Raw genomic sequence first — 992 nt, forward strand, 5'->3', positions numbered from 1 at the left:
GAATCGGACCCAAGAGCGAACGCTGCTGCGTGAATTATGGTATTAAAATGTTGTTATTGCTGTGTTTTCAGGCGGCGGCGGAGAATTTCGTGCTATACGCGAAGGGATCACCAAAGGCGCTTGTTGGCGAATGCGTGTCCCGAACCGGACTTGAGGTAACGCTCGACTGAAGCCGCCTTGGCCTAGCTTGAGAAGGCCGCATAGGTGACAATCCGCCAAGGCAGAAACTTGGATGTATGACTGGATTTTCCTGCGTTGTGGTCGGCGAGCCGCTGTTTCAGGTCCGACGTTATGCCGACATAGCGCTCGCCTTCGGCGGCTTCGCTCTCAATCAGGTACACGTACCACATGAACCGGCCCTCCTTCGCCAAGGCTTCGGAGGGCATCCTCTCCGCCATCCTGCTTCGCACGAATTGTTGGGCCTGTCCTGCGAAGCTCGAAGAGCGAAGCAGGATGGCGGAGAGGATGGGATTCGAACCCACGAGAAGCTTTTGACCTCTACTCCCTTAGCAGGGGAGCGCCTTCGACCACTCGGCCACCTCTCCGTTGCGCCGCTGGATAGAGAAAAGCGCCGGCACAATCAACAAGCCGGCGCGATAATCGCTGAAAAATCCGCATTCGGCCGAAGCGACGCCTTCGCCATGCGGCGATTCTGCGGCAGCTCGCAGGTCGGCGAGTCGGTGGCATGGCCGCAATTTCGGCCGGCCATCGCCGGATTCGGCCGCATTCCAAGGCTAGGGCCAAGGCTTGCGGGGCCCTCAATGGTTAATGAGAGCTTTCTGACTGAGGCCAAATCGTGTCATTTGTGCAACAACGCCAGGGGATAGCACCCGGATAGCCCTTTTGCCGGTACGATCGTGGTTGAACGCCGCCGCCTCATGGGTAATGTCGAATTCGAAGGAGCGGCGCGGTGCGCATCTTTTTCGGTAGTGGGGATGGGGCAGGGAACGCTGTCCTTCAGCAAAGAATACCCAGACCCGTTTTTTAACTTT

General features: G+C 57.7%; 1 protein-coding gene, 1 tRNA gene and 1 pseudogene. All 3 read right to left on the bottom strand.

What is annotated here, in order from left to right; translation table 11 throughout:
• Positions 1-107: 107 nt before the first annotated feature.
• A pseudogene (locus ACWGTI_RS32520) lies at positions 108-350 on the bottom strand (GIY-YIG nuclease family protein).
• 104 nt (positions 351-454) lie between these two features.
• Positions 455-545, bottom strand: a tRNA-Ser gene (locus ACWGTI_RS32525).
• Between the two features lie 213 nt (positions 546-758).
• Positions 759-992, bottom strand: a 234-nt coding sequence (locus ACWGTI_RS32530; RefSeq protein WP_454590662.1) for a hypothetical protein, incomplete at its 5' end; no start/stop codon positions are given.

This window comes from Mesorhizobium sp. ArgA1 (assembly GCF_053714375.1).